Origin of the sequence: Trinickia fusca (assembly GCF_003628145.1) — a bacterium.
Taxonomy (GTDB): Bacteria; Pseudomonadota; Gammaproteobacteria; order Burkholderiales; family Burkholderiaceae; genus Trinickia; species Trinickia fusca.
In genome coordinates, this window is the sequence record NZ_RBZV01000001.1 from 645,731 (window position 1) to 659,111 (window position 13,381).

Annotated in this window: 12 protein-coding genes; 5 read left to right on the forward strand and 7 right to left on the reverse strand. The window is 62.1% G+C overall.

Annotation, left to right across the window (positions count from 1 at the left end; translation table 11 throughout):
- Positions 1-52: 52 nt before the first annotated feature.
- The 3 genes from D7S89_RS02685 (at position 53) to phaR (ending at position 2,804) form a co-directional block, all read left to right on the forward strand.
- The gene (locus D7S89_RS02685; RefSeq protein WP_121275338.1) at positions 53-1,234 is read left to right on the forward strand and encodes an acetyl-CoA C-acetyltransferase; all 1,182 of its coding nucleotides are present in this window, start codon (positions 53-55) and stop codon (positions 1,232-1,234) included.
- Between the two features lie 113 nt (positions 1,235-1,347).
- Complete coding sequence (locus D7S89_RS02690; protein WP_121275340.1) at positions 1,348-2,088, forward strand: 3-ketoacyl-ACP reductase; 741 nt, start codon at positions 1,348-1,350, stop codon at positions 2,086-2,088.
- A 146-nt stretch (positions 2,089-2,234) separates the two neighbouring features.
- The gene (gene phaR / locus D7S89_RS02695; protein ID WP_121275342.1) at positions 2,235-2,804 is read left to right on the forward strand and encodes a polyhydroxyalkanoate synthesis repressor PhaR; all 570 of its coding nucleotides are present in this window, start codon (positions 2,235-2,237) and stop codon (positions 2,802-2,804) included.
- Between the two features lie 237 nt (positions 2,805-3,041).
- On the opposite strand, the gene D7S89_RS02700 is transcribed toward phaR, so the two are convergent.
- From D7S89_RS02700 to D7S89_RS02730, 7 genes are all read right to left on the reverse strand, one after another.
- Positions 3,042-4,106 carry a helix-turn-helix domain-containing protein gene (locus tag D7S89_RS02700; protein WP_183085077.1) on the reverse strand — a complete coding sequence of 355 codons (1,065 nt, stop codon included), beginning with the start codon at positions 4,104-4,106 and terminating at the stop codon, positions 3,042-3,044.
- 497 nt (positions 4,107-4,603) lie between these two features.
- Positions 4,604-5,629 carry a hydroxyacid dehydrogenase gene (locus D7S89_RS02705; protein ID WP_121275346.1) on the reverse strand — a complete coding sequence of 342 codons (1,026 nt, stop codon included), beginning with the start codon at positions 5,627-5,629 and terminating at the stop codon, positions 4,604-4,606.
- Complete coding sequence (locus D7S89_RS02710) at positions 5,626-7,482, reverse strand: DUF2264 domain-containing protein (RefSeq protein ID WP_121275348.1); 1,857 nt, start codon at positions 7,480-7,482, stop codon at positions 5,626-5,628. Before D7S89_RS02710 ends, D7S89_RS02705 begins: the two co-directional genes overlap by 4 nt.
- Before the next feature lie 16 nt (positions 7,483-7,498).
- Positions 7,499-8,560 (reverse strand): HAD-IIIC family phosphatase, encoded by a 1,062-nt coding sequence (locus D7S89_RS02715; protein ID WP_245982603.1) that lies wholly within the window; start codon positions 8,558-8,560, stop codon positions 7,499-7,501.
- A 13-nt stretch (positions 8,561-8,573) separates the two neighbouring features.
- Complete coding sequence (locus D7S89_RS02720; RefSeq protein ID WP_121275351.1) at positions 8,574-9,719, reverse strand: acyl-CoA dehydrogenase family protein; 1,146 nt, start codon at positions 9,717-9,719, stop codon at positions 8,574-8,576.
- Positions 9,719-9,961, reverse strand: a complete 243-nt coding sequence (locus D7S89_RS02725; RefSeq protein WP_121275353.1) for an acyl carrier protein — start codon at positions 9,959-9,961, stop codon at positions 9,719-9,721. The genes D7S89_RS02720 and D7S89_RS02725 overlap by 1 nt, the downstream gene beginning before the upstream one ends.
- Before the next feature lie 7 nt (positions 9,962-9,968).
- Entirely contained in the window at positions 9,969-10,811 is an 843-nt protein-coding gene (locus D7S89_RS02730; protein ID WP_245982605.1) for a 3-hydroxyacyl-CoA dehydrogenase family protein, read from the reverse strand.
- A 385-nt stretch (positions 10,812-11,196) separates the two neighbouring features.
- Here D7S89_RS02730 and D7S89_RS02735 point away from each other — a divergent pair, with 385 nt between their 5' ends.
- Together D7S89_RS02735 and D7S89_RS02740 are read left to right on the forward strand one after the other, a co-directional pair.
- Entirely contained in the window at positions 11,197-12,699 is a 1,503-nt protein-coding gene (locus D7S89_RS02735) for an L-tyrosine/L-tryptophan isonitrile synthase family protein (RefSeq protein WP_183085078.1), read from the forward strand.
- Positions 12,700-12,722: 23 nt separating this feature from the next.
- Positions 12,723-13,337 carry a GNAT family N-acetyltransferase gene (locus tag D7S89_RS02740; protein ID WP_121275359.1) on the forward strand — a complete coding sequence of 205 codons (615 nt, stop codon included), beginning with the start codon at positions 12,723-12,725 and terminating at the stop codon, positions 13,335-13,337.
- Positions 13,338-13,381: the final 44 nt, after the last annotated feature.

Consider the following 13,381-nt stretch of genomic DNA (forward strand, 5'->3'; position numbering starts at 1 on the left):
CAACTGTAGGAGAGGCGGCCCCGTTAGGCTGCTTCGCTCGGAGGAGCATCAAATGACTGACGTAGTGATCGTATCGGCCGCGCGTACCGCGGTCGGCAAGTTCGGCGGCTCGCTCGCCCGGGTCGCGGCGCCTGATCTCGGCGCGACGGTGATCCGCGCGGTGCTCGAGCGCGCGGGCGTCAAGCCTGAGCAAGTCAGCGAAGTCATCATGGGCCAAGTGCTGGCGGCGGGTTCGGGCCAGAACCCGGCGCGTCAGGCACTGATCAAGGCGGGCCTGCCGAGCGCCGTGCCAGCCATGACCATCAACAAGGTCTGCGGCTCGGGTTTGAAGGCCGTCATGCTCGCGGCCAACGCCGTGATCGCCGGCGATGCCGACATCGTCGTGGCTGGCGGCCAGGAGAACATGAGTGCGGCGCCGCACGTGCTGCCCGGCTCGCGCGACGGTTTCCGCATGGGGGATACCAAGCTCGTCGACACCATGATCGTCGACGGCCTGTGGGACGTCTTCAACCAGTACCACATGGGTGTGACGGCCGAGAACGTCGCCAAGGAGTACGGCATCACGCGCGAAGAGCAGGACAAGTTCGCGGCGTTGTCGCAGAACAAGGCCGAGGCGGCGCAGAAGGCCGGGCGCTTCAACGACGAGATCGTGCCTGTGCACGTGCCGCAGCGCAAAGGCGAGCCGCTTGCGTTCGCGACTGACGAATTCGTGCGCCACGGCGTGACGGCCGAGTCGCTGGGGAGCCTGAAGCCGGCGTTTGCGAAGGAGGGCTCGGTGACGGCCGGCAACGCTTCTGGCCTCAACGACGGCGCAGCCGCGGTGCTCGTGATGTCGGCGAAGAAGGCCGAAGCGCTGGGCCTGAAGCCGCTCGCGCGCATCAAGGCCTATGCGAACGCGGGTGTCGATCCGAAGGTGATGGGCATGGGCCCGGTGCCGGCCTCGCGTCGCTGTCTCGAGCGTGCAGGCTGGACGCCCGGCGATCTCGACCTGATGGAAATCAACGAGGCGTTCGCCGCGCAGGCACTGGCGGTCCACAAGCAGATGGGCTGGGATACCACGAAGGTCAACGTGAACGGCGGGGCGATCGCGATCGGCCATCCGATCGGCGCATCGGGTTGCCGGATCCTCGTCACGCTGCTGCACGAAATGCAGAAGCGTGAGGCCAAGCGTGGCCTGGCCTCGCTGTGCATCGGCGGGGGCATGGGTGTGGCGCTTGCGGTCGAGCGCATCTAGCGCGTCTGTCCTGGCAGGCAGATAAGCCGCTGGGCGTGAGGGCTGAGGCCCGGCGGTCAACACGGGGAGCATTGAAGCTGCTGCTCCCCGAAAACGAGAATGGAGCGTGATTCATGACTCAGCGTATTGCTTACGTAACGGGCGGCATGGGCGGCATCGGCACCGGCATCTGCCAGCGCCTGCACAAGCAGGGCTTCAAGGTCGTCGCGGGCTGTGGGCCGAATTCGCCGCGCCGTGTGACGTGGCTCGAGCAGCAGAAGGCGCTCGGCTACGATTTCGTCGCTTCCGAGGGCAACGTCGGCGATTGGGACTCGACCAAGGAAGCGTTCGACAAGGTCAAGGCCGAAGTCGGCGAAGTCGACGTGCTCGTCAACAATGCGGGCATTACGCGTGACGTCGTATTCCGCAAGATGACGCATGAGGACTGGACGGCCGTGATCGACACGAACCTCACGAGCCTGTTCAACGTCACGAAGCAGGTCATCGACGGCATGGTCGAGCGCGGCTTCGGGCGTGTGATCAACATCTCGTCGGTGAACGGCCAGAAGGGCCAGTTCGGTCAGACCAATTATTCGACGGCGAAGGCCGGCATTCACGGCTTCACAATGGCGCTCGCGCAGGAAGTGGCGACCAAGGGCGTGACGGTGAACACGGTATCGCCGGGTTACATCGGCACGGACATGGTCAAGTCGATCCGTTCCGACGTGCTGGAGAAGATCATCGCGACGATTCCCGTGCGCCGGCTCGGCACGCCGGAGGAGATCGCCTCGATCGTCGCATGGCTGGCCTCCGAGGAGTCGGGCTTTTCTACGGGCGCCGATTTTTCGCTGAACGGCGGTTTGCATATGGGCTGACGCCGGCCGCGCCGGCCATCGCTACGAGGCCGGCGCGATCAGCGTCAACAGGGTTGGGTTGCGGGGGTCCGGCTCGCGAGCATGGCGCTCGTCGGGCTAGAGGGCGCCGTCATTGCGCTTCGTTTGCGTTCCTGAGAAGGCGTTACATGTCTACTACAAAGAAAACAGCCGAACGATTCATCAAGAAATATCCGAACCGTCGGCTATACGATACGGAGACGAGCACGTACATCACGCTGAGCGACGTGAAGCAACTCGTGCTCGATCAGGAGGACTTCAAGGTCATCGACGCGAAGACCAATGAAGATTTGACCCGCAGCATCCTGCTGCAAATCATTCTCGAAGAAGAAAGCGGCGGTGTGCCGATGTTCTCGTCGTCGATGCTCTCGCAGATCATCCGTTTCTACGGTCACGCGATGCAGGGGATGATGGGTGCCTATCTGGAGAAGAACATCCAGGCGTTCATCGAGATCCAGAACAAGCTCGCCGAGCAATCGAAGAATTTGTATGAAGGCAACGCGCTGAACCCTGAAGTCTGGTCGCAGTTCATGAACATGCAGGCGCCGATGATGCAGGGGATGATGACGAGCTACATCGAGCAGTCGAAGAACATGTTCGTGCAGATGCAGGAGCAAATGCAGAACCAGGCCAAGTCGATGTTCAGTACGTTTCCGTTCAATCAGCCCGATAAGGCTGGCGACAAGAAACCCGAGTAACGGCAAGGGTTTCAGCGGCATCGGTCACGGCTGAACTGGCGATCGGTCTTCGCTGCGCCTACCGCCCCGGTGTAGCTTTTTCGATGTGTTCGAGAAAAGCTACACCGCTACCTGTCCCTTTTTTAAAAAGCTACACCGAGGAGCTGCAAAGCTATCCGGGGAGGGAGTGTGTGCCATTTGCTGCACGAGCAGCGTTGGCAGGCGGCCGCCCGCCAACGGACAGGACAGCCCATGCAATCATGCCATTAGACATGGAGTCCTAACTAAATCGATCTCCTCAGCTTTTGCTCGCTCTCCCATGCGCTGCGACAGCCCCTGCGAAACCGCTCTGTCCGCGCGAAACTCATAGCCGGTCGAAAAGCAATGATCGATCCACGCGCTGTAGGTCAAGGCGGAATCGGCGTTCAATGGCAAGGGTGCGGTCGGGGTCGAGCGGGTGCCGAAAAATTGCTGCTTCCGTGCATCGCGCGGCGCATGCCCGAACAAGGTTTTGTATGCACGGCTGAAATTATTTTCGCTCACGAAGCCATGACGGCGCGCTATTTCACTGATCCGGTATTTCAAACCGCTAGAGTTCGTCAACTCCTGGTGCGCTCCGACAAGACGCCGTTCCTGAATGACATGCGCAATCCCATTGCTCGATTCGAACAGGCGGTACAGGGTGGATCGCGAAACACCGACATTCTTGCAAATCTGATCCACATTCAAATTCGGGTCGAATAGATTTTCGTCGATATAGGATCGGATGCGCTTCCGCAAAATAAAGGAAACTTCGGTGTCGACTTGAGATGTCGTCTCCGGATCCGGCCGCACGCAAGCATGAAGCAAGTGACGGGTGGCCTGGACGACGTGCGGTATCTCCTCAGGCGTCAACTGATGCGCGCGTCTGCTCAGCGAACACATGTAGTCAACCAACAGGCCGGCGGATAGCCCGGTCAAGCATTTCCCATGCAGCATCGACAAATCTCGATGCATGAATTCCCGGGGAACGATCAGATAAATCGCATCGCCAAGAACAATTTCCAGATCGATTGTTGACGTTTGATCCAAAAGTACCAAGTCGCCGTTCCCGGCGATGATATTCCGCCGGCCGGCGCTGCCTCGCGTTGCCTCGGACAACTGGAATTGGAATACGTAGTAGTCGAGATCCCCCTTGCCAAGATGTCGCTCGGTGCGGCGCGCGCGATGCGCAATTCGTTTGGACGGATTCAACCATGTCCGCCGGCCTATGATCAACGCATCAACCTGGAATGCCGTCATTTCGGCATCGAAGGCGACATTGGGGTCGTCGGGAGGGTACAAGTCGACCATTCCGGCATGTTGAATTCGCCAAGCGTCAAATCTGTCTGATATGGGAAATCCGGTCGTAGAAAATCGGAATGACTGGATTGGGCTAGATTCGTTCACGGCAATCTCCGAGAGCTTTCTAACAGGCCGATGAAATGCGCTCCAGTAATGCGATGGCAATATCCTCTTCGATCTGTTAGCGATGAGATGGGCGAAGGATATTCCGCGTGCCGTGTTCGCACTATGCGTGGATTTCGTAGACGGCCTATGTGTTAGAGAATAATGGACTACGAAGGTGGTGTGAACTCGGGGATGAAAATGATAAATAGAATTTGTACTCTATTTTGCGCTCTAATTTTGCGGTAATTAATGCCTTGATGGCGAGTATTGGAAAATATTCCCTGCAACGACACACTGGCGTTCGGTCAGCTCGGAAAATCGGCCTTCAAAATCGGTCTATTTATCCATAACCGCGCGCGCCGATCCCAAGGCGCGCGCTTTGCCGCGTCGTATCACGCCATGTGCGCCATGTCTTCGCGGCGGATCGCACCGAGCATCGGTCTGCCCTCGATGAAGCGGATAACCTCGTCGACCGCCATCTCGCCGAGGCGGGTCCGTTCGAGACCGACGGCACCGGCGATATGCGGCGTCAGGAAAACGTTCGGCAGATCGAAGAGGGCCGATGTCGTCTCGGGAATGTCCGGATCGGTGACGTCGATGACCGCGTCGATGCGGCCGGTGTTCAGCACGGCAATCAGGGCGGCTTCGTCGACCAGTGCGCCGCGCGCCGTATTGATGAATGTCGCGCCGTCCTTCATCAGCGCGAGTCGTCCGGCGTCGATCATGCGCCGTGTCGCGGGCAGGGAAGGCGCGTGCAGCGAGACGATGTCGGCCGATGCCATCAGGGTATCCAGCCCGGTCCTCTCGACGCCCAGCCTGGCGGCCTCGAGTTCGTCGACCATCGGGTCGTGGAGCAGGATGCGATAGTCGAAGGGCGAAAGCAGTTCGATGACCCTTCGGCCGACACGCGAGGCGCCGATGATGCCGACGGTGCGGCGGTAGTTGCCGATGGCTTCGGCCTGTATCGGCACCGTCCGCTGGCGGTTGCGATCGCCGACATAGCGATTGCGAAACTGAAAGACCTTCTTGCCGGCGAAGAGGATGGCGGCAAGCGTGAATTCGGCAACGGGCAGGGCGTTGGCCTGTGCGGCATGGCTGACCGATATGCCACGATCGAACAGGCTGTCGCCGAGTATGCCCTTCACCGTGCCGGCTGCGTGGGCCACCAGTTTCAGATGGGGGGCCAGCGCCAGCGCTGGCGCGTCGAGCGGCGGCGAGCCCCAGCCCGTGACCAGGATTTCCGCTTCGGCAAGGAGTTGGCCGGCGCGCTCGTCGTCGAATCGCTGCATCGGTGCGGCGTCGAGCACGCGGCCCACGGTATCGAGGCGTTGGACGAGCGCCGCCGGCAAGACATGCCGGGTGCGGGACGGCTGCATGGCAAAGGCGATGCCCGGGCGGCTGGAACGGAATCGCGTCATGGCAGGCTACCCGGCGCCTCGATGGCGCTGACGGTGATGCCTTGGTCCGCGACGAGCGCGCGCAAGGCATCGAGCTCGGGGCGAGCAGGCGGTTCTGCCCAGGCCCGGTCGACGGCGGAGGGGGCACGCTGCGCCAGCACCGCGCAGCGGAGCAGGGTGTCGCCCGCGGGAATGGTGCCGCGCAGCTGCGGCACCCAGGTCTTCGAAACGATAAGGTTGGTGTTCGGCGGTGCCGGCTGCACGAGGCCCTCCCGTTGGATGGTCGATCTGAGATCGAGAATTCCGCTGAAATCCTCGTTGCCGATGGCGTAGGCGGATCCGCTGGCGGATGCGCGCGTGTCGGCGTCGAAGTCGTGCCTTGCCATGGCGAAACCGCCTTCCGCCGTCTGCAGCGATCGCGGCGTGCTGATCCAGTGCAGGCGGACGTGCCAGGGCGGGGCAGGGATCAGCCAGGTTTCCACTGTCACGTCCGGATAGGGTGACCACCTGGCATAGAGCGTCTCGCCGGCAAGCTTGGCTTCCTGGTTGGTTTCGCGCACGCGGTAATGCAGGCCGTCGTCGCTGAAGGCGAGCATGCTGTCGAAGGCGCCGCCGGTAAAGATGCGTTCGTTGCTTTCGACGCTGAAGCCGTAGCGGGCGGAATAGGCGAACTTCGCGTATTTCTCCGCGCCGCAGCGCGTCAGCTGGTTTTCCTGTCCGCAGGACAACGCAACGACATCCATCTCGCTACGCATCATGACCATGCCCGGATGCTTTAGCGCAACGGTAGCCGTCCGGTCCTCCAGCGGTGTTTCCTCCGCCGCCCAGAACGGATGCGTGGCGGGCAGCGCCAGGGGAAGGAAAGCCTTGAAGGCCCAATAGGGAGAGCCGGAGGAATTGTAGGTTTCCGACATCAGCAGGTTGGGATAGGCATAGCCGACCGGTAGCGTGCCGTCGCGATGGGCGATCGGCTTGTCGGCCCACCAGCGCAGGTGCCGCAGGCACAGGCCCTTGATCTCCCCCCATGGCAGCGCCTCGACATCGGCGAAGGCGAGCGCCGACCAGAAGCCTGCGCAGGCAAAGCGGTAGGTCAGGCTGCGGCCGAAGGGGATCGTGGCGCCGTCGGGCGCGAACCAATGACGGAAATCCCGGGCGAACAGCATGGCGCGTTCGCGATAACGCCTGGCGCGCGCATCGTCTACGAGCTTCGAATAGATCAGCCCGTAGAAATGCATGGCGAAGGCAACGTAGTGATCGATGCGCCGGACATTGCCGTCGCGATACCAGCCATCGGCGATGTAGAAGCCGTCCAGTTCGTTCAGGTAGCGCTCCGTCAAGCCGCGCTCGAAGGCAACGCCGAGCCGGTCGAGTGCGATATCCACGAGGATGCGGAAGAACTTCCAGTTGTTGTCGGAGTAGTCGAAGGCGCGCGCGTGCTTGAGGTAGGCGATCAGATTGTCGCGCGCGCGCCGATCGAGCGGCGCCCAGATCTTTTCGGGCACGAGCGCAAGCGCGAAACCGAGTGCGGCAAGCTCGACCATGCGCTGATCGCGGCCGTTGACCGTGCCCCAGTACTCCGGATGCCGAGGGTCGACGCCATTGGCGAGGCCTTCCGCATAGCGGTCCCAATGGCGAAAGTCGCCGCCCCCGGCGCCGAGCGGCGCCAGGCCCCAGAGCGGACGGGCAAACCCTTCGAGGTCGGCGGCGGCGCGATCGAATTGCGTGCCTGCTGCATCGATGCGGACGCGCGCATTGCCTGCCGAGAAATAAGGCAGGAGCGGATCAAACAGGTCGATCACGCCCCGGCGCATGTCGGCGAGGTTCGTCAGCGGGTTGCCGGCGAGCGGATTGCTGCTGGCAGGATCACGGATCATCGGCGTGCTCGATCGGTCAGCCGGCGACTTCCTCGTCGAGGTCGGATATCACCTGCACATAGGCCGGAAGCGGATGGATCTGCTTTAGGCCATGCTCCAGCAGGACGCCGCCCGTATCCTCCGACACCTCCACGAAGCCGGCGAATTTATAGGCGATGTACATTTGCCGGTTCCGGTCGGTATGCACGAAGGCGGCTTGCAATCGCACCCCCGCGTCGGCGGCGCGCCGCAGCAGATGCCCGAGCAGCACCGTTCCGACTCCGCGGGTGATGACACGGCACGACATGATCAGGAGCCGTATCGTCCACGCCGTCGCGCCGGTCTCGACCAGGGCCAGCCCGATCGTGCCGCTGCTGCCGTAACGATCCTCGAGCGTGGCGACCAGCAGCAGGTGGTCCGGCGAACGGCTCAGATCCTCCAGTTCCTGGTAGGAATAAGTCAGGCCGGTCGTGTTCAGCTGATTGGTGCGCAAGGTCAGCTCCTCGGCCCGCCTGAGGTCGCCTTCACGGGCGGGCCGAATCGTCATGCGCATGCCCAGCGTGATCAGGAACGCATCGCGGGTGCCGGTGAAATGCTTCTCCGCCTCGGTCCGCGCGATATCCGTGCGGTACATCACGCGCCGCATGCGGGTCTCGTCGGTGATGACGTCGGGCCGGAACTCCGGCCGATCGAGCAGGCCGGCGAGTTCCAGGGCGTCGATCACGCGGACTTGCGGCAGATAGAACGCAACCTCGTCACGCTCGGCGGCCTGATCGTCGATGAAAGCCACGGTGTCGAGGCCGATACCCAGCGTTTCGGCGATGGCGCGTACCGAGTCGGCCTTGCTGTCCCATGAAATCTGTGGATGGAGAAAGTACTCCGACAGCCCGAACGCTTCGACCAGTGGCCACGCGACCTCGTGGTCGTTCTTGCTCGCAACGGACTGCAGGATGCCTCTCGCATCGAGCTCCTTCACGATGGCGACGACATCGTCCCTGAGTTCGCGCGCGCCCCCGTTCAGGAGCGTTCCCTGCCAGAGCGTATCGTCAAGGTCCCAGACCAGGCACTTGACCGTCTTGCGGGCGCGTCGATCGTCCACGCGTTCTTGCTGATCAGAATTCGACATAGGGGCGCTGGAGTGCATAGGCGGCAAGTCCTACCTGATGAATTTCCCTTGTTCCCTCGATGATCTCGAGGACCGTGGCGTCGCGCAGATAGCGTTCGACGGGATACGCGGTGCTGTAGCCATTGGCGCCGTGCAGTCTCACCGCGTCGTTGGCGACGCGCACGGCGGCCTCCGCCGCATGGTATTTGGCGAGCGTCGTTTCCATCACCGCGCGCGGATCGCCCTTCATCCGGAAGAACGCGCTGCGGCAGCAGAGGGCGCGTGCGGTGGTGTGGGCCAGCAGCATGTCGGTGAGCTGTCGCCTGACGAGCTGGAACTCGGTGAGTGCCTGCCCGGCCTGCTTTCGTTTCGTGGCGTACGACAAACAAGCATCGACGCATGCCTGGATGACGCCGGCAGCGCCCCACGCGATGGAAAACCGGCCGTGGTCGAGTGCGGCGTTCGCGACGAAGGCGATGCCCGACCCTACCGCGCCGATCCGATGCGAAACGGGAACCTCGGTACGCTCGAAACGCAGGCGCGCAAGTTCGGCGGCACGCACACCGAGCGTATCGGTCATCGGTTCGACCGTGAAATCGGCACGATCGCGTTCGACCAGGAGCGCGACGGGTTTGTCGCCATCGCGGGCGAACACGAGATAGAGATCCGCGATGAGGCCGGCGGTGATCCAGACCTTGGTGCCCGTGACGTGATAGTGCGTGCCCCGATCCTCCGCCACAGTGCTGATGGATTTGCCCGCGCTGCCCGCTTCCGGCTCCGTCAAGGCGAACGCGACGATCTTTTTTCCTGAGCAGATGTCGGGAAGCCATCGCGCCTTCTGTTCGTCGGTGCCGAAGCGCACCAGCGCATGCGCGGCCATGTTGTGGGCCGTCATGAGACTGCGCACGGACGAACATGCCTTGCCGATCTCCTCCGTGACCAGCCCATAGGCCAGCGGGTCCATGCCTGCGCCACCCCAGGTGGCGGGCAGGGCGGCGCCCAGCCACCCGGCGGCGCACACGGCATCCACCAGGCCCTCGGGCAGGTGGCTTCGGAGATCGCTGTCGCCCGCCACCGGCTCGATATGGTCCGAGGCAAAACGCCGTGCGCGCTCTCGGGCCTCGTGCTGGGCTTCCGTGAGACACAGATCCATTACGACACCACGCTCGTGAGTTTGCGGGTGACGAACGACTCCATCGCGTCGATCGAGCAGAAGTTGTCGAGGTCGAGGTCCTCGTTTTCCACCGTCAGCTTGAAATCGTTTTGGATGAAGTCCACCAGCTGCAGGGCGAAGAGGGAATCCACGAGCCCCTTGCCGAAGATATCCTCGTCGTCGGCCACCGGCTCGGCAATATTCACGCTCAGGTAGTGTCTGATCCGCTGCTTATGATCCATGGATGGCTTACCTCCCTTTACCGTAATCGAAGAATCCCGCTCCGGACTTCCGTCCCAGCCGTTTGGCCCGGACCATGTCGCGCAACAGCGGACGCGGTTCGAACTTGCTGTCGTCGTAACTGTCCCGCAGTACGTCGAGCGTGTTCATGATGGTGTCGAGGCCGATCAGGTCGGCGGTGGCCAGCGGCCCCATCTTGTGCGCGAAGCAATGCACGAAGATGGCGTCCACGTCGGCGGCACAGGCCGTCTCGTCTTCCAGTGCGGCGATGGCTTCGTTGATCATCAGCATCATCACGCGATTGGAGACGAACCCCGGCCGGTCGCGAACCACGATGGCCCGTTTGCCGAGCTGCGCCAGCAGGTCGTTCGCCGCATCCACCGCGAACTGCGTGGTGACGTCGCTGACGATCACCTCGACATGGCGCTTAAGCGACACCGGATTCATGAAATGCATGCCGATGATGTGCGGATGCCGGGCCGCCACCCCGGCAAGCCGGGCGATCCCGATCGCGGACGTGTTCACCGCGAAGACGCATGCCGGGTCGCATACCTCGTCGAGCAAGCGATACACGCCTTGCTTGACCTCCCAGTTTTCCGTGGTGTTCTCGACGACGAAATGCGTGCCGGCCAGATCGCCGTAATCGGTCGTACCGTGGATGCGCGAGAGGATTTCCTGGTGATCGGCCCGGCGAATGGCCGGATCGCTGAACGCGCTGAGCCGTAAGCCGTCGGCGATGGCCTTCCGGGCGCTGTCGAGCGTCGCCTTGGCCGTATCGACGAGCACCACGTCGTGCCCGGTCTGGGCGAGCGCCTGCGCAACGCCTTGCCCGATGACGCCCGCGCCGATCACGCCAACCTTCTCAAACCTCATAGTCGTACTCCTGCACATAAACAGGTTGTTCGGACACCGCGAGACTATTGCACCATCCTTTCCTCCGAATTACCTGCAATAACGTCCCATAAATCATCCAATTCATCTCCGGGTGAAATAACTCGCGCTTTGTTCAGTATTGCCTGCAATAGCGTCCCATAAACCACCCAATTCATCCTCAGATGGAATAAATCGCGCTTTGTCTGGTATTCCCTGCGATAACGTCCCATAAATCATCCAATTCATCTCCAGGTGAAATAAATCGCGCTTTATTCGGTAGCGTGAGCGTTGTCGCATGGCATCGGCGATGGCTTGCGGAAAGCGTGATGTATCGACTGAAGGCGGCAGACACGGAGGAGCCGAGATGAATTGGCAGGCGAATCAACAGGGGTATCAGGTCGGCTTGGACAGGATCCAGGAGGACGTGATCAGCTCTCATTTCATGCACCGGATGTCGCACGACCCGGCACTTCACCTGTATGAGCGAGAGGGGTTCCATGCCAGGCGCCTGGTGATCGATCGGGCACAGATCGTCGACGGACTGATCCCGATCTTGATGGGCGCGAGCAGCCGGTTCTGCGAGGAACGGGCCAACGCCGCTCGCACTCGCGCCCTGACCAGGTGGCAGGAATATGGACACGCGAGCGCGAACACGCTGGGCGTGTCCGAGTCGATCACGGAAGCGATCCTCGACAAGGAATTCTCCCGCAGCGGTGCCCGCTACAACGAAAAGCCGCTGCTCAACCAATACATCAAGGCCATGATCCAGGAGCGGCTGCCGATCAACATGGCCATTCCGGCGTTGCCGTTCAAGATTCCATCGCCCCTGAAGTCGCGCGGGCCGTTACCCGACCTCGGCGAAGTGAGCTTTCTTCTCAGCCTTTACGAAATCGCCAAAACGGTCGACCTGATCTACCGAACCGAATGGCAGGACCATGCGGGGCCGCTGGCCAGGTTCACCGTCGTGGCGGATGGCTTCCGCTTCAATGAAGCGGTGAACAAGTCCCGCACGGAGATCGCGCTGTATCAGCAGGAACTGTCTCGCTGGACGACGCTTCTCGGGCTCGACGACTACATTCGGATCGTCGACTACCGGTCGCTGCTGCGGGAAGGGCTCCCGCGGGAGGTTTGGCATTCCAAGCAGGAGCGGTTCGAGCAAGCCCGGACGGACTACTCGGAGACGCTCGGGCGGATCTTCAACCCGGACGACATGAACGCCACGTTCAAAGCCGCCATCGAGGCGGAACTGGATCCCGAAGAGGGCAATCCCGAGGGGCGCTTCGTCTCGCTGCTCAAGTCGCTCGTGTACACGATGAACTACCGGTCGCTGCAGGATCTGCCGGGGCTGAGCAACGAGAGCCGAGCCGATCTCTATCGCGAGCTGACCACGCACCTGTTCCATGCCTACACGGGCGATGCGGTGCCCGGATTCAAGGAAGAATTGCGCCGGGCGATGCTGAGCGAGGTATGGGCGGCCGCCATCCATTACATCGCGGAAATCAAGAGCGACCGCGACCTGGAAAACGACCCCATCCTCACGTGTCTGCCCGGCTATCTGCGCTGGACGATCCACGCCAAGCAAGGCCAGCTGGCGATCGCCACGCCACCGATTCTTGGCATCAGCGTGCAGGCCTGGGCGGGCAGCGCCGTGTTCAGGCCGACGAGCAAGGGGAAGGTGCGCCTGTGCAGCCTCCCGGCTTTGCTGCTCGAAGCCATGGGCGCCACGCCCGTAACGGTGAGGTCGGACGATGGCGACACCCTGGCATCGCAGCCGCTGTTCTATATCGACCGGGAGCTCAACGTGAGCGACATGACCGGGCTGCTGGCTGTCCTCGGCGACGCGTTCTCGCGTCGCCGCTTTAGCTGACCTCACCCGAGACCGAGCCGACCATGACCTTTGCACGCCCCGAATCCCTGGCAGGCCCGTCCGTTTTCCTCGAACCGCTGAGCGAGGAACATCGCGAGCCGCTCAGGAAAGCCTCGAAGGACGACGAGGCCATCTGGACTTACTTCCCCCGCACCTTCAACGGTGCCGGCGAGGACTTCGACCCGTGGTTCGACTATACGCTGTCGCGTGACGCCGAGCGGACCCACTATCCGTTCGCGGTGAAACGGCAAAGCGACCGGGAAGTCATCGGCACCACGCGTTTTTACGACATGTCCTACGACCATCGCAGGCTCGCGATCGGGTCCACCTGGTACTGCCGGGAAGCACGCGGCACCCTGATCAACGCCGAAGTCAGGCTGTTGACCCTCGCTTACGCGTTCGAGCGATTCGAGGTCAATCGCGTCGAGTTGATCACGGACCCCCGGAATCTGAATTCACGCGCGGCCATGAGGATTCTCGGCGCCGTGCAGGAAGGCATCATTCGCAACCACCTGATTTACAAGGACGGGCGCATTCGCGACTCGATTCTCTACAGCATCGTCAGGAACGAATGGCCCGCCGTGCGTGAGCGTCTTTTCGAAAAACTCGGCTACGCCCCGGCGCAATTGCGCTACTGAGCGGCGGTCCATCCTGTCCATCCGAAGACCCCCGGTCTCTCACA